At 62.5% G+C, this 19,974-nt stretch carries 17 protein-coding genes; 9 read left to right on the top strand and 8 right to left on the bottom strand.

The features are described 5' to 3' along the window. Positions 1-10: 10 nt before the first annotated feature. On the bottom strand, positions 11-838 hold the full coding sequence (locus ACSSVG_RS17985) for a caspase family protein (RefSeq protein WP_253468576.1): 828 nt from the start codon (positions 836-838) through the stop codon (positions 11-13). A 246-nt stretch (positions 839-1,084) separates the two neighbouring features. Between ACSSVG_RS17985 and ACSSVG_RS17990 the strand changes: the two genes are divergently transcribed. The 4 genes from ACSSVG_RS17990 to ACSSVG_RS18005 all read left to right on the top strand — a co-directional run bounded on the left by ACSSVG_RS17990 (position 1,085) and on the right by ACSSVG_RS18005 (position 6,653). Beyond that, a complete protein-coding gene (locus tag ACSSVG_RS17990; protein WP_231337979.1) occupies positions 1,085-2,713 on the top strand; it encodes an ABC transporter substrate-binding protein in 1,629 nt (542 codons plus the stop codon). 129 nt (positions 2,714-2,842) lie between these two features. Next, positions 2,843-3,934: an ABC transporter permease gene (locus tag ACSSVG_RS17995; protein ID WP_253468574.1), complete on the top strand. Its 1,092-nt coding sequence runs from the start codon at positions 2,843-2,845 to the stop codon at positions 3,932-3,934. A gap of 2 nt (positions 3,935-3,936) precedes the next feature. Further along, on the top strand, positions 3,937-4,950 hold the full coding sequence (locus ACSSVG_RS18000; protein ID WP_231337981.1) for an ABC transporter permease: 1,014 nt from the start codon (positions 3,937-3,939) through the stop codon (positions 4,948-4,950). Beyond that, positions 4,947-6,653: an ABC transporter ATP-binding protein gene (locus tag ACSSVG_RS18005; protein ID WP_231337982.1), complete on the top strand. Its 1,707-nt coding sequence runs from the start codon at positions 4,947-4,949 to the stop codon at positions 6,651-6,653. The genes ACSSVG_RS18000 and ACSSVG_RS18005 overlap by 4 nt, the downstream gene beginning before the upstream one ends. 72 nt (positions 6,654-6,725) lie before the next feature. On the opposite strand, the gene ACSSVG_RS18010 is transcribed toward ACSSVG_RS18005, so the two are convergent. Then, positions 6,726-7,382, bottom strand: a complete 657-nt coding sequence (locus tag ACSSVG_RS18010; protein WP_492415790.1) for an NADPH-dependent F420 reductase — start codon at positions 7,380-7,382, stop codon at positions 6,726-6,728. A gap of 149 nt (positions 7,383-7,531) precedes the next feature. Here ACSSVG_RS18010 and ACSSVG_RS18015 point away from each other — a divergent pair, with 149 nt between their 5' ends. After that, entirely contained in the window at positions 7,532-7,921 is a 390-nt protein-coding gene (locus ACSSVG_RS18015; RefSeq protein ID WP_231337986.1) for a chorismate mutase, read from the top strand. A gap of 3 nt (positions 7,922-7,924) precedes the next feature. Then, entirely contained in the window at positions 7,925-8,959 is a 1,035-nt protein-coding gene (locus ACSSVG_RS18020; RefSeq protein WP_492415791.1) for a uroporphyrinogen decarboxylase/cobalamine-independent methonine synthase family protein, read from the top strand. A gap of 45 nt (positions 8,960-9,004) precedes the next feature. Here the strand turns inward: ACSSVG_RS18020 and ACSSVG_RS18025 are convergent, their stop codons facing one another. The 6 genes from ACSSVG_RS18025 to ACSSVG_RS18050 are packed head-to-tail and all read right to left on the bottom strand — an operon-like array spanning position 9,005 to position 15,376. Next, complete coding sequence (locus ACSSVG_RS18025; protein ID WP_492415792.1) at positions 9,005-9,730, bottom strand: DUF4166 domain-containing protein; 726 nt, start codon at positions 9,728-9,730, stop codon at positions 9,005-9,007. A 25-nt stretch (positions 9,731-9,755) separates the two neighbouring features. Continuing rightward, positions 9,756-11,048, bottom strand: a complete 1,293-nt coding sequence (locus tag ACSSVG_RS18030) for a DUF58 domain-containing protein (RefSeq protein ID WP_492415793.1) — start codon at positions 11,046-11,048, stop codon at positions 9,756-9,758. A gap of 32 nt (positions 11,049-11,080) precedes the next feature. Beyond that, entirely contained in the window at positions 11,081-12,184 is a 1,104-nt protein-coding gene (locus tag ACSSVG_RS18035) for an AAA family ATPase (RefSeq protein ID WP_492415794.1), read from the bottom strand. Then, positions 12,181-13,383 carry a DUF4350 domain-containing protein gene (locus ACSSVG_RS18040; RefSeq protein ID WP_492415795.1) on the bottom strand — a complete coding sequence of 401 codons (1,203 nt, stop codon included), beginning with the start codon at positions 13,381-13,383 and terminating at the stop codon, positions 12,181-12,183. Before ACSSVG_RS18040 ends, ACSSVG_RS18035 begins: the two co-directional genes overlap by 4 nt. Continuing rightward, complete coding sequence (locus ACSSVG_RS18045) at positions 13,380-14,018, bottom strand: DUF4129 domain-containing protein (RefSeq protein WP_492415796.1); 639 nt, start codon at positions 14,016-14,018, stop codon at positions 13,380-13,382. Before ACSSVG_RS18045 ends, ACSSVG_RS18040 begins: the two co-directional genes overlap by 4 nt. A 50-nt stretch (positions 14,019-14,068) precedes the next feature. Next, positions 14,069-15,376: a DUF7847 domain-containing protein gene (locus ACSSVG_RS18050; protein WP_492415797.1), complete on the bottom strand. Its 1,308-nt coding sequence runs from the start codon at positions 15,374-15,376 to the stop codon at positions 14,069-14,071. Positions 15,377-15,599: 223 nt separating this feature from the next. On the opposite strand from ACSSVG_RS18050, the gene mtrA reads away from it, so the two are divergent. From mtrA to ACSSVG_RS18065, 3 genes are read left to right on the top strand one after another with little or no spacing between them, the layout of a single operon-like run. Then, positions 15,600-16,274, top strand: a complete 675-nt coding sequence (gene mtrA, locus ACSSVG_RS18055) for an MtrAB system response regulator MtrA (RefSeq protein ID WP_014922244.1) — start codon at positions 15,600-15,602, stop codon at positions 16,272-16,274. Continuing rightward, complete coding sequence (gene mtrB, locus ACSSVG_RS18060) at positions 16,246-18,213, top strand: MtrAB system histidine kinase MtrB (protein ID WP_492415798.1); 1,968 nt, start codon at positions 16,246-16,248, stop codon at positions 18,211-18,213. The genes mtrA and mtrB overlap by 29 nt, the downstream gene beginning before the upstream one ends. After that, a complete protein-coding gene (locus tag ACSSVG_RS18065; protein ID WP_253468568.1) occupies positions 18,210-19,922 on the top strand; it encodes an LpqB family beta-propeller domain-containing protein in 1,713 nt (570 codons plus the stop codon). The genes mtrB and ACSSVG_RS18065 overlap by 4 nt, the downstream gene beginning before the upstream one ends. Positions 19,923-19,974: the final 52 nt, after the last annotated feature.

Consider the following 19,974-nt stretch of genomic DNA (forward strand, 5'->3'; position numbering starts at 1 on the left):
GCAGCGCGGGTCAGGCGCCCCAAGCAGCCTTGCCTGCCGCCGTCGAAGCTTCCAATTGGGCGACTTGGTCGAAGCCGCCGGACTTGAGTCCTTTGCTGACCTGCTTCAGGATCTCAGCCCGTCCCACCGTGCTGTCGCCCAGCAGGGACTTCACGAAGTTGTAGGTGAACGCACCGTTATACCGCCCATCGATCAAGGCATCTGCGGCTGTCTGGTCAGAACGGCAAGCGGCCATCAAGACCGGCGTCGAGAGTTTCGCGGTCCTGACCATGTCCCTCAGGCTGCGGGTGTCCTTGGATTCGTTGGCGATGACTGCGCGGGGCGTAGGGGCCGGCAGGAAGCGGGGGCGGCGACCGGGAATCAGGTCCAAAGACTTGAGCCCGGTCCCACTGTGGCAGGTGTCCAGCACAACATCCATGAGCACACCTTTGGGGAGCCGGGCGAACAGCACTGCCAGCTCGTCGTCCGAGATCACGGTGTCCGGATCCCAGGCATCACCGGAATTGTTGATGTCGTAGCATGCGAAGGCCTCATCCAGGCGGTCGCCCTCGTCTCCGTTGGTGTCCGGCACTTGCGTTCCATGGCTGGAGAAAGTGAAGACGATGTGGTTGGCTGTGCCCGCCACCGCCGTGTCCACCAACTTGTTGAGTTCGGCCATCACCGTTTTCTTCACTGCCTTGGCATCGCGCAGCACCGTGATGGCGGAACTTTCAAAGCCGTAGTGTTTCTCCAACATTTCGGCGAGGTCTTCGGCATCGTTGACGCAGCCGTTGAGCCAACTCGATTGCGGTAGGAACTTGAACTTGTTGATCCCTACACAGAGTGCTGCCTTGCTCATGTGCCTGTCCTTTGGGCTGTCGTTCAGTGAGTGGAGACCCTTCGACAACGATATTCCCGCACCCCTACCGGGACAATGGCCCTGGACAGGCGAATGAAGCTACTGGAAAGTAAATTTTGTGTCTCAAATCACTATTTCAAGGGTTCGTATCCTTCGAAGTCTGGTTGAATCGAGGCACTAAGAGTGTGCGCCGTCACAAATATCCCACGGCGGCGCGCCGAATCCATCGAACAGAAGGTTCACCAGATGGCACTGAACAAGAAGGCCCTGCACGGCGTTATCGCGCTGGCGGGCATCTCCGCGCTCGCTTTGACGGCATGCACGGGACCCTCCGGCGGCGGCTCATCATCTGCCCCGGCTGCCGCGGGCCCCATCGCCTACGGCACCACAGACAAGGTCACGTCCCTGGACCCGGCCGGATCTTACGACAACGGTTCATTCATGGTGATGAACCAGATCTACTCCTTCCTTTTGAACTCCAAGCCCGGCGGTGCGGAGCCAGTACCGGACCTCGCGGAATCGTCGTCGTTCACAGCACCCTCGGAATACACTGTCAAGCTCAAGTCCGGGCTGAAATGGGCCAACGGCCACACGTTGGATTCCAAGGACGTCAAGTTCTCGTTTGATCGGCAAGTGGCCATCAACGACCCCGCTGGTCCGGCATCGTTGCTGACCAACATCGAGAGCGTGAGCACCCCCGACGCCACCACTGTGGTCTTCAAGTTGAAGAACGCAAACGACCAAACGTTCAGCCAGATCCTCAGCAGCCCCGCCGCGCCAATCGTGGACGATGAAGTCTTCCCGGCCGACAAGGTCCTCTCGGACGACGAGATCATCAAGGCGAACGCGTTCTACGGCCAGTACACCATTGACAGCTACAAGAAGAACGAACTTGTCAGCTTCAAGGCCTTCGCCGACTATCAAGGCGTTCTTGGCAAGCCCGCGAACGAGGCAGCCACCATCAAGTACTACGCCAGCCCCACCAACCTGAAGCTGGAAATCCAGCAAGGAGCAATTGACGTTGCCTTCCGCAGCTTGAGCGCTACGGACATCGACGACCTCCGCAAGGACTCGAAGGTCAAGGTCCTTACCGGACCGGGTGGCGAAATCCGCTACATCACGTTCAACTTCGACACCATGCCGTACGGAACGAAGGCTGCAGGCGCAGACCCGGCCAAGGCACTCGCCGTTCGCCAGGCCGTGGCCAACCTCGTTGACCGCCAGGCCATTGCCGATCAGGTCTACAAGGGCACCTACCTGCCCCTGTACTCCAACGTTCCGAGCGGCTTCCTCGGCGCCAACGAGTCCTTCAAGGATGCTTACGGCGATGCGGGAAAGCCAAGCCTGGACAAGGCCAAGAAGGTCCTGGCCGACGCCGGCATTACGGAACCCGTCGCACTGAACCTGCAGTACAACCCGGACCACTACGGCGGATCCTCCGGAGACGAATACGCCATGGTCAAGGAGCAGCTGGAGAAGTCCGGCCTCTTCACGGTGAACCTGCAGTCCACCGAATGGGTCACGTACAGCAAGGCCAGCCGTGCCGACGAGTACCCGTTGTTCCAGTTTGGGTGGTTCCCCGACTTCAGCGATGCCGATAACTACCTCACTCCGTTCTTCCCCGAGGGCGGCTTCCTGAAGAACCACTACAACAACGCCACGGTGAACGAGCTCATCGGCAAGCAGCTCACTGAAGCAGACAAGACCAAGCGCGAAGCGGACATCAAGGAAGTCCAGAACGCGCTGGCCAAGGACATCTCCACCCTGCCCCTGCTCCAGGGTGCTCAGGTGGCGGTGGTCGGAAGTGGCGTGAACGGCGTCGACAAGACCCTGGATCCGTCCTTCAAGTTCCGTCTCGGAGTAATTTCCAAGTAGCCGCACCTTTGTGATGAGAAGGGAGGCGGGACACTGATCCGGTGTCCCGCCTCCTTTGCTGACCACCAACATGGCCGGCACGCATGAGACAACCCCGCGTAATCCACGGGCAGGAAATGCAGGTAGCAAATGACAACACTTATAGATGTACCCGAGGCTGAGCCCGGCATCGTAGCTCCCAAGAGCAAGTCCAAAGGCGGGGGAGGGCTGGGCAGATATATCGTGATCAGGTTCTTCCTGATCATTCCCACCGTCTTCATCCTGGTAACGCTGGTCTTCTTCCTGATGCGGGTCATCGGAGACCCCATCACCGCATCCCAAGGCGGACGCCTCCCCCCGGATGTCCTGGCCCAGCGCATCCACGACGCCGGGTATGACCGGCCGGTCCTGGTCCAGTACTTCGAGTACCTTGGCCAGCTCATCACCGGCAATTTCGGAACCACCATCACCGATCGGCGACCAGTGGTGGAGGTGCTGACCACCTTTGGTGCAGCCACGCTTGAGCTTTCCATCAACGCACTGATCGTGGCGCTGGCAGTCGGCATTCCGTTCGGGCTCATCGCAGCCCAGCACCGCGACAAGACTCCGGATGCTCTGCTGAGGTTCTTCGCGATCCTCTGCTACGCCACTCCGGTGTTCTTCTCCGGCCTGCTGCTCAAGCTGACCTTTTCCGTGTGGCTTGGATGGTTCCCGGTGGCGGGGCGCGCCTCCACCCGGACTGAACTGACCATGAGCGGCTTGGCGGCGCCATCCGGTATCTACTGGCTGGACGCACTACGGAGCGGAAACTTCACGGCATTGGGGGACATCGCTTCCCATGCCGTCCTTCCCGCCATAGCACTCGGCCTGCTGACTGCTGGCGTTTTCCTGCGGCTGGTGCGTACCAACGTCATCGGCACGTTGGGAAAGGACTACATCGAGGCCGGTCGCTCCAGGGGCGTCAGTGAGTTCCGGCTGGTGACCAAACACGCTTACAAGCCGGCTCTCATTCCCATCATCACCGTCATGGGGTTGCAGATTGCCCTCATGCTCGGCGGTGCCATCCTGACCGAAACCACCTTTGAATGGAAGGGACTGGGCTACCAGTTGGTGCAATACCTGAATGCCCGCGACTTTGTCGCCGTCCAGGGAATCGTGGTGCTCCTGGCCATCATCGTTGCAGTCACCAACTTCATCGTGGATATCATCGCCGCGCTCATCGACCCCCGAGTGAGGTACTGACCATGAGTACTCCTGCATTGACCGCACCCAAGCAGCCGTTGTTCTCCCGGCTTCCCGTGATTTCGCACCTTAAGAAGAGCGTGGGCCTCCAGCGCGGCATGCTCATCGTCGGCGTCGTCCTCAGCGGGCTTTTCATCCTGACCAGCATCTTCGCACCACTCCTGGCACCGTACGGCTACTCCCAGCTCAGCGATGAGTCGGGTTCGTTCCCCACCCAACAAGCCCCCAGCGGTGAACACCTGCTGGGAACAACAGTGGGTGGCTACGACGTTTTGTCGCGTGTCATTTGGGGCTCGCAGACCGCTGTGACGGTGATCATCGTGTCAGTGGCGATGTCCCTGTTCCTCGGTGTGGCCCTCGGCCTGCTGAGTGGCTATTTCGGCGGCTGGCTGGACAGGATCCTGGTGGTTGTCGCGGATGCCATCTACGCGTTCCCCACCCTCCTCCTGGCCATTGTCATCTCCATCGTGATCAGCCGTGGCCAGTCCAGCTTCTGGGGCGGCATCTTCTCCTGTGCGTTCTCCATAACCGTGGTTTTCGTCCCGCAGTACTTCCGGGTTATCCGCGCCGAGACCATCCGGCTGAAGGCTGAGCCGTTCGTCGAGTCGGCCAAGGTCCTGGGCGCGTCCAGCATGCGCATCATCGGACGCCACATTTTCAAGAATGCCACCCGGACCCTGCCGCTGATGTTCACCCTTAACGCCTCGGAAGCAATCCTGACGCTCGCCGGCCTGGGCTTCCTTGGCTTCGGCATCGAGCCCACTTCCGCTGCTGAATGGGGGTTCGACCTCAACAAGGCCTTGGCTGACACCTCATCCGGTATCTGGTGGACGGGAGTCTTCCCTGGTATTGCGATCGTGCTCACAGTCCTGGGCCTGACATTGGTGGGCGAAAGCATCAATGACCTCAACGACCCCCGGATCCGTGGACGCAAGCGCGCGGGCAGAACACCCGCGCCAGGGACTCCGGCAGCACCAACAACGCCGTCAACCCCGGCAGAGGCAGGTAAGCCATGACCACCAACCTTGGAAATGTGTCGGACCGGGCGGGCAGTGGCCAGCCGGTTCTCACCATCGACCGTCTCCAGGTCACCTTCGCCACCGATGGCGGCGATGTGCACGCCGTCAAGGACGTAAGCCTTGACGTGAAGGCTGGTGAAGTCGTTGCGATCGTGGGCGAGTCGGGATCCGGCAAGACCGTGACCGCCAAGACCATCCTTGGCCTGCTCCCGGAAACAGCCATTAGTTCGGGCGCGGTGGTGATCAACGGCAACAACGTGATCAGCGTCAGCAAATCCACGCTCCGCAAGATCCGCGGACGCGATGTGGCCATGGTGTTCCAGGAACCTTCCACGGCTTTGAATCCCGTCTTTACCGTTGGCTGGCAAATTGCCGAAGGCATCCGGGCGCACGCAACCGACGGCAAGCGCGTCTCCGCCAAGGAGGCAAAGCAACGGGCAACCGAGGCACTGCGCAAGGTGGGTATCCCCGACCCTGAAACCCGGGTCAACTACTACCCGCACCAGTTCTCCGGCGGCCAGAAACAGCGCGTGGTTATTGCGGCGGCGCTGGCCCTGAACCCGGGGCTGATCGTGGCCGATGAGCCGACCACCGCGTTAGATGTCACGGTTCAAGCAGAAATCCTGCAGCTCCTGCGTGATTTGAGGGACAACTACGGGACCTCGATTGTGCTCATCACCCACAACATGGGTGTGGTTGCCGATCTCGCGGACAGGGTAGTGGTCATGTACCAGGGCGACGTGGTGGAGGAAGCTCCTTCCCGGGTCCTCTTCGCTGATCCACAAGAGGACTACACCAAGAAGCTGCTGGCGGCCGTGCCGCATCTGGGACGCCATTCGGCTTCGGAAGGCGCCCGGGGGCGCCTCCACCAGGACGGCAAAATCCTGGTGGAAGCGAAGAACCTCACCATCGAATACCCGGGCAGGTTCGGCAGGCACGGGTTCAAAGCCGTGGACAACGTCAGCTTCACGGTCTCGGAGAACGAGGTCTTTGGCCTGGTGGGGGAGTCCGGCTCGGGCAAGTCGACCATCGGACGGGCCATTGCGGGGCTGAACCGGACAACCGGCGGCAGCCTGAAGGTGCTGGGCTACGAAATGCTGGATTTCAAGGAGCGTACTTTCCGTCCGCTCCGCAAGGAGATCGGCTTCGTCTTCCAGGATCCGGCGGCCTCGTTCAATCCGCACCTCACCATCGGTGAGTGCGTCGCTGAACCGCTCATGATCCACACCAAGCCGAGCGCGGCTGAGGCGAGGAAAAAGGTAGGTGAGCTGCTCGAGTCAGTCCAGCTGCCGGCGTCGTACGCGCAACGCTACCCGCACGAGCTGTCCGGCGGGCAGCGGCAGCGCGCCTCCTTGGCGAGGTCGCTGGCGCTGAACCCACGCCTCCTGATCGCCGACGAACCCACCTCCGCCTTGGACGTTTCCGTTCAGGCGAAGGTCCTGGACCTGTTCAAGGACATCCAGGAGCAGTTCGGTTTTGCGGCGCTGTTCATCAGCCACGACCTCGCTGTGGTGGACATGTTGTCCCACTGGGTGGGGGTTCTCTACAAGGGCCAACTGGTGGAGCAGGGGATCGGGAACCATGTGATGGGCTCGCCTCAGCACGACTACACCAAGCGGCTCATTGCGTCCCTGCCGGTACCGGACCCTGACGAACAGGCACGACGGCGGGAAGCCCACCGCGCGCTGCTGGGCGGCTAGACCCGGCCCTGGTAAATGAAAGGCACGCCCCATGGCGAGGGGCGTGCCTTTCCTGTGCTGGAGGTGCTCGGGCTATTCGGAAACGATACCGATGTTGAACATTTTTCCCTGCGGCTGCTGCATGAAGATCCGGAGCCATAGCGGCAGCCACATCTCCAATCCGCGGGCAGCGTCGAGGCCGCCAAGGTCCCTGATGTGCTCAGGTGCCCAGCCGAATTCCTGCAGCAACCCGGAGACAGTGGACTTGGCCCCTTGGTCATTGCCAGCCATGAAAATGTCATGGGGACCGGGGAGCCTGGCCGGCTCCACCATGACCGGCGCGCTGACCGTATTCAGAGATTTGACCACCCGAACGTCCGGATATGTCCGCTGGATGGTCTCAGCGATGCTGTCCGTATTGCATACGGCCAGTGATGGGGGAAAGCCACTCGAAGAGTCCAGGGCATTGGACACGTCCAGCAGGATCTTGCCCTTGAGGTTGGCTTCGCCTGCCTCGGCGAGGGCTGCCAGGCTCACAGTGCCCGGCGTGGCGTTCACAATCAGCTCGGATTGCCCTGCTGCATCGGCGAAGGAGCCGGCATGGGCCTGTGTGCCGGCCTGCCGGGCCCATTCCTCTCCCTTCGGATTGCCGGGTTCCCGGGATCCCATGGTTACTTCATGTCCCAAGGACACCAGCTTGCCCGCCAGGGCGTGCCCCACCATACCCGTGCCCAGAACCGCGATTTTCATGGAAGCTCCTTTGCCAAACCAGCAGTGATGCTGCCATTGTGCTCCGATCCCGGTCGCGGGGAAACCGACTTTGCCGCATTGGCCTGTTGGGTCCGACGTGCGAAGGTAACACCCGCGGCGGTGCCGCCCGGCACCATAGACTGGGATGCATGACCGAGCACAACAACGCCCTTTCCGATGATGCCGATTCCTTCAATCCGGCAGCGAGTTCCTTGGCCGGCCAGGTGGACCGTGCCGTCATGGATGAGCTGCTGTCCATTCGGTCAAGCATCGACAACATCGACGCAACACTCGTATTCCTGCTCGCGGAGCGTTTCAAAGCAACCCAAAAGGTAGGGGTGCTCAAGGCCACTCATAAGCTTCCTGCCGGAGACCCGGGCCGCGAGTCTGCCCAGATTGCCCGCCTGCGCCGGCTTGCCGAGGATGCACACCTTGATCCCGCCTTCGCGGAGAAATTCCTGAACTTCATCATCAGCGAAGTGATCCGCCACCACGAAGCCATAGCAGAGGATCACCAGATTTCACGCCTGCAGGCATAGTTGATGTCGTCCGAGAATGACCAGCGCGCCAGCGCCACTGCACTGGGCCCTTGGCCAGGCAGCGATCCTGCGGAGGCAATCCGGATAATCCGGGGCGAATTGGGGGATCCCCACCTTCCGTTCCTGCCCGAGCTGCCGGACCGCGGAGTGGGCTCGGATCCGGTTGGGCGGACCGGCTCCCTGCTTGTTGACCTGGCCCTTGACGTCCAACCGCACGGGTGGCGCCTGGTTGACAGGCCAGGAAAGGACGCCCGGCGCGCACGCTCGGCTTTGTCGACGGACATCAATATCCTTGCCGACGTTGCGGGCGCCGAAGACGTTTCTGCGGCGGAACTCAAGATCCAGTTGTTGGGTCCCCTGAGCCTCGCGGCGAACCTCCACCTGCACAACGGCGAACGGGCGCTACTGGACTACGGAGCCCGCCGGGACATCGCGGAGTCCCTGGCCGCTGGCGTCGCCGATCATGTCCGTCGGATCTCGGCGGCAGTTCCAGGCGCCGGCATCGTGGTCCAGGTGGACGAACCGGATATCGCCTCGGTTATGGCTGGGACGATCCCGACGGCGAGTGGCTACCGCACGCTCCGGTCCGTGGCCGGCGAAGAAGTCACGGCGGGATGGCGTCTGGTGATCGAGGCACTCAAGGCTGCAGGCGTCGTCGAGACTGTGGTCTCCGTTCCAGAGATAGAGGCGCCGATCGAACGGATTCTTGCTGCAGGAGCCGACGGCGTCGCCGTTCCCCTGAGGGCACTGACCACCCGCCAGTGGGAACAGCTCGCGGGCGCTGTGGAGAGCGGCAAACGCGTGTGGGCCGGGGCGCTGCACATCAGCGACCCGCAAGGGCGGCTGCCCCGGACTTCAGACGTTGTTGAGAGTATCTGGAAGCCGTGGCGTCAGCTTGGCCTGCCGGCCTCGGGCCTGGCCGGAATCCGCGTCACACCCTCCTCGGGCCTCGCGGACTTCAAGCCTTCAGCGGCCATGGATGTGCTGAAGAAACTGACCCAGACAGCCGATGGGCTGGACCAGTTGGCACAAGGGTGAAGTTGGCACAGGGGTGACGGTGACGCAGGGCCGTAGGCGGCCGCGCTAGATCCTCTTTTCCCAACGGTCTGGTTCTGCGTAGCGCGGCAGGGCTGTGCCCGGTGCTGCTCCGGGCAGGTACGGCGCCAACCGGTAGTCGAAGCGTCCGGCATACACGAGGACCAATCCGATCTGTGGCTGGATCACCTTGACCTGGATCCGGTGTTTGCCCTCGGCACTGTCCCACCACTGCTCCGCATAGGCGCGCGCGTCCAGCGCTGCCGGCAAAGGAAGTCGAAGGGGGCCCAGGAACAGCCTGCTCGCCTTGGAAACACCACGGAGCCTGCCCTCGGTGGTGACACTGACATCCAGATCCGTCACCAGCCGCCGATACCGTCCCACGTGGTCCACCAGATGGGCCCGCTCCGGTCCGCTCTGCCGGCCGTGGTCCGGCATGACCGCGCTCGTTGTATCGTGGAACAGCCTTGTCCCGGAGGGAAAATAGATCTCACGCCGGGCAGTCAGGGCAGGGCGTCCAAAAGGATCAATGTGTGCGTGGTTCTCGATGCGGAACCGGATGCCCTCGCCGTACTCCGGGAAGAATGCTTGCTCGCTCCCCGTGAGGGCGAGCAGGGGACGCAGCCACTTCTGCCGGCAACCCACCACGTCAAAGGTGCCTTCCCCTATTCCGTAGGAACCGGAACCGGCGGCCAGCGAGAAGTAGTCCTGGAGCTCCGGGGTCAGCTTGGTGAAGTCATCGCCAAGTGCGAGCTGGTAGATCGGGGCGTTCATGGCAGTCCTTTCCGGACAATGGGAACTAGAGCCTTCCGGCGGCTTTGAGCCGGATATACGTGTCGGCGAGCAGGGGTGGAACCTCCAGCGGCTCTGCATCGACCACCTCGGCCCCCAGTTGCCGGAGCTGGGCTGTCACTGCTGCCCTTTCCAACAAAGCCCGTTCGGCGGCGGCGGCACGAAACACTTGGCTTGCTGTGGTCCGTTCTTCCTTCATGGCCGCCAGCAGGGGGTCCCGTACCGAAGCAACCACCACCACGTGTTGGCGGGACAATTGCGCCACAGTGGGGAGGAGCCCTTCTTCGGGGGCGCCGCCGTCGAGCGCCGTCAACAGCACCACCAGCGAGCGGTGCGCCGAGACCGCCCGCACTTGCGCCGGGATTTGCTGCCAGTCCAGTTCGATCAGTTCCGCTCCCAAAGGAGCCATGGCCTGGACAAGTTGGCCCAGGAGGTTGCCTTTGGACGCCGATTCGACCCGGGCCCGGAGCCGGCGGTCGTAAGCAAGGAAGTCAACCCGGTCCCCACCGCGTTCGGCAAGTACCGAGAGCAGCAAGGCCGCTTCGATTCCCGTATCGAGGCGGGGCTCGTCCACGATCCTGGCGGCGGCTGTTCTAGAGGTATCCAGGACAATGACCACCCGTCGGTCGCGTTCCGGGCGCCACGTCCGGACAACCACTGATGTCCGGCGTGCTGTGGCGCGCCAATCGATGGACCGGACGTCATCACCGCGGACATAATCGCGGAGGGAATCGAATTCTGTTCCGGCCCCGCGAATCTGCACGGCTGCCCTGCCATCCAGCTCCCGGAGCTTGCGGAGCTTGGAGGGCAGATGGCGCTTCGAGTGGAAAGGCGGCAGGACCCTCAGCTGACCGGGAAGGATGCGCGTCCGTTGCCTGGCCGCCATGCCGAGTGGTCCGAAGGAACGAATGGTGACGTGGGGGCTTTCCAGGTCACCGCGGCGGCTGGGAACCAGCTCCACTCTCATGCGACGCCGCTCGCCCGGGGGGACCACCAACGGTTGGACAGGATGCACGGCACCGGCAGAGGGCTGCCACGCGTCCCTTACCTCGGCCCGCAATTTCCGACGGGTGGGGTTGGTGAGCGTCACAACAGAGTCCGCCCTGCCCTGCAGGGTCACGTTTCCGGGCTGTTGGCGGTCCAGTCCGAGCTTTGCAGGCGACGCCGCCAGGAGCACGTCAAGTACCAGCACCATCAGTAACCCGACGCCAGTGAACAGAACCGTGCTTCCTGCGGGAAACAACACCAACGGCACTAATCCGGCCAGGGCAAGCAGCACGAAACGACCCGTGATGGCCATTCAGGCCGCCCCGGGCAGGATCCGGCCGGAGCTCACCTCGGCACCGGAACCGAAGCGAGGATGCTGCCCAGGACATCGTCCACCTGGATTCCATCCATCTGTGCTTCCGGACGGAGGGCAACCCGGTGCCGAAGGCACGGCAACGACAACGCCTTGACGTCGTCCGGAGTGACGAAGGACCTCCCGGACAGCCACGCCCATGCTTTGGAGGTATTGAGCAGTGCCGTCGCACCACGGGGCGAGACTCCCAGCTGGAAGGAAGGCGCGGACCTCGTGGCGCGTACAACGTCAACGATGTAACCGAGGATCTCGGGAGCGACAACTACATGCGCTACTGCTGCCTGGGCAGCGGAAAGCTCGACGGCGCCCGCCACCGCCCGCACACCTGCAGCGGCGAGGTTTCGCGGATCGAAACCGGCGGCATGGCGCCGGATCACCTCGATCTCCTCGGCCCTTCCAGGCAGCGGCATGGTGAGCTTGAGGAGGAACCGGTCCAGCTGGGCTTCAGGCAAGGGATAAGTACCTTCGTACTCCACCGGGTTTTGGGTGGCGGCCACGATGAACGGATTCGGAAGCCGGCGCGAAACTCCATCCACGGATACTTGACGCTCTTCCATGGCCTCCAAGAGGGACGCCTGGGTCTTCGGCGGCGTACGGTTGATCTCGTCCGCGAGCATGATGTTGGTGAAGACGGGACCTTCGCGGAACGTGAATTCGGAAGAATGGGAGTCGTAGACGAGGGAGCCCGTAACGTCGCCGGGCATGAGGTCCGGGGTGAACTGAACACGCTTGGTGTCCAGGCTCAACGCGGTGGACAAGGCCCTCACCAGCAGGGTTTTTGCTACGCCGGGGACGCCCTCCAGGAGCACGTGGCCGCCACAAAGCAGCGCAATAAGCATGCCAGTGACCGTAGGGTCCTGCCCGACAACCGCCTTCGCCACTTCGGCCCGGACATTCAGCAGGGATTGGCGGGCAGGGTCATCAGTTGTCCGCGGCTCCCCAGCTGCAGTGCGGTGACTACTTCCCAGGGCGTCATTGCCTGGCGCCACGCTCTGCTGCGGGAGGCCCTGCTGCTGCGGGGCACCGCCCGTGTATTGGCTGTTGCTGTCCGTGTAGCTGTTCGGCTGGCTGCTCATCGGGCGGTCGCCTCCTGTTCGATTCGTTCGATCTGTTGTGCCCACTGCACCAGTTGTCCTTCGTTTTCCGGTAAAAAGTCGATCAGGACGGACCGTATGTCCGCTGCAGGCCGCTCCAGGTGTTGGGCACAGGCGTCCACAATGGCGTCCTTGGTTGCGTCTGCGCCGAGGCTGAAGTGCTTGGCCAAGCGGGTCAATGCCCCTGCCCGTAGATTGCCCGCGGCAAGCCCCACAGCCCGCGAGTCCTGGTAAAGGCGTGCCCTGCCTTCTGCAGTTTCCGCGGCCTTGACCACCACGGGAAGTGGCTCGAACACCAGCGGGCCCAGGCGTCGGCCACGCCAAGCGATGGCCAGGACCACCACGAGTCCCAGCCAAGGTCCGGCGAAAGCCAGCCAACGCGGCGCCAACTCGTTCAGCGTGGGGGCCGATCCAGCCGCCGAGAGGTCCTCGATTCCCGGTAGGTACCAGACGAGGTTGGCGTTGGCGCCAAGGGTACGGAGCGCAACGGCGGCGTTGCCTTCCAATGCGAGGTGTTGATTGTCAACCAGATCCGTGCTGCCAAGGACTATTACCCGGCTGTCCGCCGACGCGGCATAGAGGCCTGACTGATTGCCCGGCAAGGCATAGCAGACTACCGGCCCCGAATAGATGGAGCCTTGTGCCGAGATCCTGCCTGCCGCCCTGGCGTCGTCCTGATCACATCCGGGATCGATGACCTTTGTTGCTTCAGGAACCACGCCACCGGGACGGAAGCCTTGATTTACCGCCGTTATTGTTTTGAGCCGTGGCTTGACCAGGACTACCCGATCAGCCCCGGCCATGAGGTCTGCCAGTTGGGTTTGATCAAGGAACCCCCGCGGATCATGGACGAGGACAGTGGCGCCGTTTTGGTTGGTCAAGGCCGCCATGGTGTCTTCAAAGGTGTTTGTCGGCGTGACGGATACGCCTTGGCGCCCCAGTATTTCGGCCACGGCCATGGCACCATCGGGCGCTGGATTGTGTGCGGACAGCGGCCGTGGATCCTTCGAGGCGGACACGCTGGAGATGGCAAGAAAAGCAACAAGGCCAGCCAGCAATCCGCCGATCCCAATCCACGCCAAGTGCTTCCGGAACCAGGTTGCGAACCCCTGGCCCGGGGGAAGTCCGACGTCGGCCGCATGGCCCCGGGCCCGGGCTTCATCCCTCACGTGCGTGGTCATCGGGGCACCGCAAATCCGGCGTGCGCCTGCCCTGCGAAGTCGGGCTTCACCCCAAGAAGGTCACCATCCAGCTGGCGGACGGCCTCGTAGCCGGATGCAGTGGCGCCCTGTTCGCCGTAGCGCACAGCGTCGAAGAGGCGGGCGGCCGCGTCAAGCCGGGCCTGTGCGAAACCGAAGACCTGCCCTAGTTGCCTTGCCGCTTCATCGGCCGTTCTTCCGGCTCGGACTTCAATGACGTCACGCTCTTCAGCTGAGCGGACAAGCGCACGGAATTGGTCGACGACGGCGGCCGGCCAGTCGCCGTCGTCGGCCGCGGTTGCCGCGCGTTTCCTGTACCCCTCTGAATCCATGGTGTTGTCGTCCCCATAGATGTCAGCGTGGGCGGCCTTTCGCCGGGCGTTCAGACGGGGGCGGACCACAATGACGGCAACGATGATGAGCGCAACGGCCAACGCGACTATCAAGGGAGCAGCAAAGTCCGGTCCGGAGCCTGTTCCGTCCCCCTCCAAGGACGTCAGCCAGTCCAGGAAATCACGCCACAGTTGGTCCAACCAGCTGGGTTGGGCGTCAGGGTACTGGGGTTTGGACAGTTCTTCGGCGGCCCAACGACGCGCCTCGTCGCGGTCGGGCGTCACGGGTGGTTCCATGGCTGCCAGGGCGACGGGCGCATCCCACGGCGGAACCCTCATGCCGGTGGACGCGGCCCGGGAGGAACGGACGGAAACTGCCCGCCGTTCGGGGGCTGGAATGTGCTTGCGGGCCGACTCGAAGGACCGCCCGGTATGCCTTCCGGATCGTCGCCGGTTTCCATCAGCCGCATTAGCTCAACGTCCAAACCATCCCGACGCATGCGGAGGTCCATATAGATCAAGGCGAAGACGGAGGCCTGGAAGGCGAAAGTGACGGACCCGACCAGCGCGCCGATTGCCGAGGAAATCACTGTGGTGACCACCAGCGTGGAAGCAACGGTTTCGGCATCGGGGTGGGGGGCAACCACACCACCAATGGCTGCCGCCGCCAAGGAAGCAGGGATCTGCACTATCTGGGCGATGATGCCCACCATGATGGCGACAACAAGAGTGATCCCGAAGATGCGCCACCAGTTGTTCCTTGTCAGTTGCCAGGACCTGAGGAGTCCGTCGTAGACGCCGGTCCGCTCAACCACAATGGCGGCAGGGGCCAGCATCAGCTTCAGTCCGACCCAGACAAAGGCCACTATCGAACCGAGGCCCAATGGCAGGACAACGAGCAAGGCGCCGGGTCCCATGGCCGTGAACAACAGGACCGAAACGCCCACAATGGCCGCGACTGCGAGTATCCCGCCGAAAGTCAGTAAGGCCGCAACGCCCAGCAGCGGCCAGATCCGTCGGCCAGCGAGCTTCCACATCTGTTTGAAGCCGGTCCGTCGGTTGAGGACCGAGCGGGCTACCGGCACGACCAGAACGCCCTGAAGGACCGAGCCCAGAAAACCGATCAGCACCGAGACGCCCAGGGTGCTTGCCATGATGGCGAGGAAGGGGCCCATGGCGTCGTTGAATTCCGCTTCGGAGGTCACGGATTCAAAAGACATCGACAGTTGGAACATCCCCACCGTGACGATGCCGACGAACACCGCCCCAAGGGCTTGCACAATCAGGGCCGAACCGAACATCGATGCCGCGTTGCGGCGAATCGTCTGGAAGGACCCGTCCAGAATCTCTCCGAACTGGAGCGGACGCAGGGGGATAACGCCAGGTTTGGGAGGAGCAACATAGAAGGGTTGTCCATAAGATGGGCCCGGCGGCCATCCAGGGGTGGGTTGGGCTTGGTGACCACCGCTTTGCGGTGCCGCCCAGGCCGGGGGACCACCCCACTGTGGCTGACCGCCCCATTGTGGCTGACCGCCCCATTGTGGCTGGTTGCCCCACTGTGGCTGGTTGCCCCACTGTGGCTGGTTGCCCGGCGCGGGCTGACTGCCCGGCGATGGATTTTGGCCGTGCTCTGGCTGTGACACGATATCCTCCCCATAAGACCCGGCCCGTCGACATCCGACGTCCCCCATACGGACCTTGGCACCCAGCCTATAGTCCCGTCGTCGTCCCTCATAGCCCGCCGCCCGGCCAGCCGGCAAAGGCGGAGTGGCGCTGTTGTGCAGTACGGTGGAACTGCCCATGGGGCGCCATGCCGTGCGCCGTGCCCAACGGGACAAAGACTTGGTGATAAGGGAATATATAACTATGAAGGCACGCATTCTGGTAGTTGACGACGACGAAGCGCTCGCAGAGATGATTGGCATCGTCTTGCGCAATGATGGCTTCGAGCCGGTGTTCTGCGCAGATGGCGGCCAGGCATTGGAGGTCTTCCGCTCTTCCAAGCCGGACCTGGTGCTGTTGGATCTTATGTTGCCGGGCTCTGACGGCATTGAAGTGTGCCGGCAGATCCGTGGTGAGTCGGACGTCCCCATTGTCATGCTCACTGCAAAGTCTGATACGTCCGATGTCGTCCGGGGTCTTGAATCGGGTGCCGACGATTACGTGCCCAAGCCTTTCAAGCCGGCTGAACTCGTGGCGCGGGTTCGTGCGCGGCTCCGGCCGGGCGACCAAAAGGCCCCCGAAACGCTGCGTATCGCGGACGTGACCATCGACGTCGCGGGCCACTTGGTCACGCGCGGCGGTGAGCGGATTTCGCTGACCCCCCTGGAGTTCGATCTTCTGGTGGCGCTGGCACGCAAGCCTTGGCAGGTCTTTACCCGCGAGCTGCTCCTTGAACAGGTTTGGGGCTACCGCCATGCCGCGGATACGCGTCTGGTCAATGTGCACGTCCAGCGCCTGCGGTCCAAGATTGAGCGTGATCCGGAGGCGCCCGAGGTCGTTTTGACGGTGCGTGGTGTCGGATATAAAGCAGGTTCCTGAGTCCCCGGTCGGCAAGGCCGGCACGACAGACGAGGACCTTGAACCAAGGGGTCCGGAAGCGGCCGGTGTCCAGCCTTTGACGCCGGCACCATCCACCGACCCCGAACAGTCCCCGGAGGGGTCGGGACCGAAGACCCGGAACCTGTCGTGGCTGCTGTCGCGCGGACGAATCTGGACCCGACGCGGACTCATCCTGATTCTTCGGGTTTCGCGGCTGGTGTCCTTCGGCGTGCGCCAGATCAGGCCGGGACTTCGATACCTCTGGCGTTCCTTGCTTCGGCGTTGGCGGCGATCGCTGGAATTTCGAACAGTCCTCACCACGTTGCTGCTCGCTGTCACGTCCTTTGCGATTGTCGGCGCGTACTTGTCCAACCAAATCGCGAACAACCTCTTCCAGGAACGCCTGGCCCAGGCCGAGTCCGAGTCGCGCTACAACGTCAAGCAGGTCCAGGACACGTTCGACGGCGCGCAGGTCACCGACCAGTCCAGTGTCATCACGTTGGTTTACGACACACTGACTGCCGTGGAGGGCCGGGGTTCAGTGATCCAGCGCAGATACGTCTTTGAAGCGAAACCGGAGCAAACAAAGCCGCGAAACCGCTGGGTCGAGTCACGCGCGTCCGATCAACTGACGGTGAGGGTCATACCGCCGGAGTTGCGCAAGGCTGTCCAGGAAGGCGGAAAGCAGCAGTTCTGGGCTTCCACCCAATTCCCTGTAGGCAATGAGGACCGCCCCGGCATTGCCGTCGGCAACTTGGTGACGTTCAATGGCACGTCCTACGAGCTCTACCTGATTTACGACCTCAACACGGCCCAACAAACACTGGACGAAATCCAGAACGTCCTCTGGGCAGGCGGCGCAGCCCTTGTCCTCATGATCGGGGCCATCGCGTGGTACGTGACGCGCAATGTGGTCAGTCCTGTCAGTCATGCCGCCGTAGTCTCGGAAAAGCTCGCGGCAGGCCAGCTCCAGGAACGCATGGTGGTCAAAGGGGAAGACGAGGTCGCCAGGCTCGGTGCCTCCTTCAACCATATGGCTGCCAGCCTGCAGGAACAGATCACCCAGTTGGCAACTTTGTCGCAAATGCAGCAGCGCTTTGTCTCTGATGTGTCCCACGAACTGCGTACCCCGCTTACCACCGTCCGCATGGCGGCCGAGGTCCTCTTCGAAGCCCGTGAGGACTTCGACCCCATGAACAAAAGATCAGCCGAGCTGCTCTACCACCAGGTGGAACGCTTCCAGTCGTTGCTTTCGGACCTGTTGGAGATTTCGCGCTTCGACGCCGGCGCTGCCGTCCTGGACGCAGAACCCCAGGACATCTTCCAAGTGATCTCCCACGTCACTGAGGGTGCGGCACCCGTGGCGGTGGAATATGGGTCCGATGTCAGGCTCAATGCCAGGCAAAAGAGCATTGTGGTGGAAATGGACTCCAGGAGAATCGACCGGATTCTCCGCAACTTGCTGCTCAACGCCCTGGAACATGGCGAGGGCAAGCCAATCCACATATCAGTTGCCGCCAACCACGATGCCGTAGCTGTGTCAGTGCGGGACCATGGCATTGGGATGAGTCAAGCAGAAGCTGCACGGGTCTTCGACCGTTTCTGGCGGGCGGACCCCGCGCGGGCGCGAACCACGGGGGGCAGCGGCCTGGGACTCTCCATCGCGGCTGAGGATACCAAGTTGCACAATGGCTGGCTTCAGGCCTGGGGCCGCAAGGGGGCCGGCTCCAATTTCCGGCTGACATTGCCACTCAGGCAAGGAGGCACCATCGTGAAATCGCCGCTGCAGCTTGAACCCACAGATATTAAGTTTCCCGGGGCCGGGACCGAGCGCCAAATGCTCATACTTGGGACAGAATTAGGAAGTCCTCCGCAAAAGTCCGAGGCTGGAACCGGCCGGCCCATGGTGGCCGACGATGGCGCCGAGGAGGGAGCATGATGCATCTCCGGAACTCCAAGGCGGTTGTGGCCGTCCTGGCGGTGCTGATGGTGTTGCTCGCCTCCTGTGCGCAGATTCCCCGTTCCGGTCCAGTTGGCAAGAGCAAGGACGAGGGTGCAGGCAATCCCAATGCGCCCGTGTTCTTTCCTGCGGCCCCACGCGCCGGTTCAAGTCCCGAGACTGTCATTGAGGACTTTTACATGGCCGGCAGCGGCTACGAGGACGACTATCCTGTGGCGCGCCAGTATCTGACCCAAGCGCAGTCGGTTACATGGAAGCCTGACAAGCGCGCCATAGTTTTCCGTGAGGCGCAGGTGGTCAAGTCCGCCGCTGAGAATGAGTACCTTTACGAACTCGACCTCGCCTATTCGGTGGATGCTGACGGCGTTGCTACCCAATTTCCGCCGGGGACCAAGGAGACCATCCCGCTGACACTTGAACAGGTGGAAGGGGAGTGGCGGATTTCCAAGGTGCCGGATGGCACGGCTATCCCGGAGGAAACATTCAAGGTCATTTATGGGGCAAATCCCATCTACTTCTATGACCCCACGTTTACCTACGCTGTTCCTGACTACAGGTGGTTCATCAAGAAGAACACCGTCAAATCCATGACAAGCGCACTCCTGGCAGGTCCGGCTCCCTACCTTCGAGGTGCAGTTGTCAGTGCGTTCCCCTCCGGGATGAAGCTTGCACGGGAATCCGTGCCGGTCGTATCAGGCTCTGCGCAGGTGGACCTGTCTGCCAAGGAACTGTTCGAGGCCTCTGCGGAAGACCGCCAGAGGATGCAAAACCAGTTGGCTTTGACCTTCCGGGACCAGCCCGACGTCATCAACGTCCAGTTGCGTGCGGACCAGGACCTTGTGCGGGTTGAAGACAACGGCACTGTACTGCCCCCAGTACTGGACAAGAGTGTTCCCGCCCGCCAAATCGCGGTGAACAACGGTGACCTGGTGCGCTATGAGAACAACCGGATCACTCCGCTGCCGGACATACAATCGGTAGCTGGATTGGGGCCCCACTCGCCGGCGGAGTCTCCGGTGTCCCAAACGGCCGCATTCCTTAACGGTGATAAGACAACTCTGTACGCGATCGAACCCGGGCAACCCGCACGTCAATTGACCACCCGGAGCACCCTGACCGGCCCCTCTTTCAGTCCGCACGACTGGGTATGGACGGCAGGACCGGGTGCCAACGGGGCCGCCGAGGTCGTGGCATTCAAGCCCACCGGTGTTGCACCCGGCATGGCCATACCCAATGTCACCTTGACTCCCTCCTGGTTGTCCGGAAGGACCGTCAAGGACTTCAGGGTCTCCAGGGAAGGGACCAGGGCACTGGTCATTTCCGAGGCGAATGGAAAGTCCACGGTGCAGATCACCGGAATCGTCCGGAATCCCGACGGCGTTCCCAAGGACCTCACCACTCCTGTCACCCTGCTGAGCACTGCCACGGCTGACCAAGGTGTCTGGGTCAACGGCTCGACGGTGGCAGTGATGTCCAGTTCGGCCACCGCAACCGTGGTTCCCGAGCTCTTGTCTTTGGCAACGGGCGAGCCTCAACAGCTGGCACCTTGGGACGGGCTGACCAGCCTCAGCGCCGGAAACGGCTCCGAGCAGATTTATGGCCAATCGGAGGCGGGCGTTTTCCAACGTGTCGGAAATGGCTGGGAGCTCCAGCTGAAGGGGCCTACGGAGCCAGCCTTCCCGGGCTGACCTGCCACCAGAAGTGCCGGGTCGATTGTCCACATAGGGCTCACAGCGACTT

It is taken from the genome of Paenarthrobacter sp. E2MeOHC11, assembly GCF_058744955.1.

What these genes read in the sequence shown, in the direction of transcription:
- ACSSVG_RS17995 (WP_253468574.1), top strand. Translation starts at nt 2,843, where the DNA reads ATGACAACACTTATAGATGTACCCGAGGCTGAGCCCGGCATCGTAGCT.
- ACSSVG_RS18000 (WP_231337981.1), top strand. Translation starts at nt 3,937, where the DNA reads ATGAGTACTCCTGCATTGACCGCACCCAAGCAGCCGTTGTTCTCCCGG.
- ACSSVG_RS18065 (WP_253468568.1), top strand. Translation starts at nt 18,210, where the DNA reads ATGATGCATCTCCGGAACTCCAAGGCGGTTGTGGCCGTCCTGGCGGTG.
- ACSSVG_RS18040 (WP_492415795.1), bottom strand. Translation starts at nt 13,383, where the DNA reads ATGACCACGCACGTGAGGGATGAAGCCCGGGCCCGGGGCCATGCGGCC.
- ACSSVG_RS18030 (WP_492415793.1), bottom strand. Translation starts at nt 11,048, where the DNA reads ATGGCCATCACGGGTCGTTTCGTGCTGCTTGCCCTGGCCGGATTAGTG.
- ACSSVG_RS18035 (WP_492415794.1), bottom strand. Translation starts at nt 12,184, where the DNA reads ATGAGCAGCCAGCCGAACAGCTACACGGACAGCAACAGCCAATACACG.
- ACSSVG_RS18010 (WP_492415790.1), bottom strand. Translation starts at nt 7,382, where the DNA reads ATGAAAATCGCGGTTCTGGGCACGGGTATGGTGGGGCACGCCCTGGCG.
- ACSSVG_RS17990 (WP_231337979.1), top strand. Translation starts at nt 1,085, where the DNA reads ATGGCACTGAACAAGAAGGCCCTGCACGGCGTTATCGCGCTGGCGGGC.
- ACSSVG_RS18005 (WP_231337982.1), top strand. Translation starts at nt 4,947, where the DNA reads ATGACCACCAACCTTGGAAATGTGTCGGACCGGGCGGGCAGTGGCCAG.
- ACSSVG_RS18025 (WP_492415792.1), bottom strand. Translation starts at nt 9,730, where the DNA reads ATGAACGCCCCGATCTACCAGCTCGCACTTGGCGATGACTTCACCAAG.
- ACSSVG_RS18020 (WP_492415791.1), top strand. Translation starts at nt 7,925, where the DNA reads ATGTCGTCCGAGAATGACCAGCGCGCCAGCGCCACTGCACTGGGCCCT.
- ACSSVG_RS17985 (WP_253468576.1), bottom strand. Translation starts at nt 838, where the DNA reads ATGAGCAAGGCAGCACTCTGTGTAGGGATCAACAAGTTCAAGTTCCTA.
- ACSSVG_RS18015 (WP_231337986.1), top strand. Translation starts at nt 7,532, where the DNA reads ATGACCGAGCACAACAACGCCCTTTCCGATGATGCCGATTCCTTCAAT.
- mtrA (WP_014922244.1), top strand. Translation starts at nt 15,600, where the DNA reads ATGAAGGCACGCATTCTGGTAGTTGACGACGACGAAGCGCTCGCAGAG.